Origin of the sequence: Pseudoalteromonas sp. T1lg23B (assembly GCF_002964665.1) — a bacterium.
In the GTDB taxonomy this organism is placed as follows: domain Bacteria; phylum Pseudomonadota; class Gammaproteobacteria; order Enterobacterales; family Alteromonadaceae; genus Pseudoalteromonas.
Window position 1 is genome coordinate 1 of sequence record NZ_PQBZ01000019.1, and the last position, 221, is coordinate 221.

Sequence of the window (221 nt, forward strand, 5' to 3'; positions counted from 1 at the left end):
CTGCCACACTATCATCGACGCTGTTTCGTTTCACTTCTGAGTTCGGCATGGGGTCAGGTGGGTCCAAAACGCTATTATCACCAAGCAAAGCTGGTTTGTTAATCCGTTCACCATCTGTGAACCAATCAACATAAAATCCGGAAAAATTCTGATAACTCGTAAAACGCTACTTTAGTAACACTAACTTCTAGCTCGTAAAACCACTTTGGCGTTGTATGGTT

General features: G+C 42.5%; 1 rRNA gene. It reads right to left on the bottom strand.

The window, feature by feature from the left end:
- A 5S ribosomal RNA gene (gene rrf / locus C2M32_RS06520) occupies window positions 1-85 on the bottom strand; the annotation flags it as partial.
- Between the last annotated feature and the right edge of the window lie 136 nt (window positions 86-221).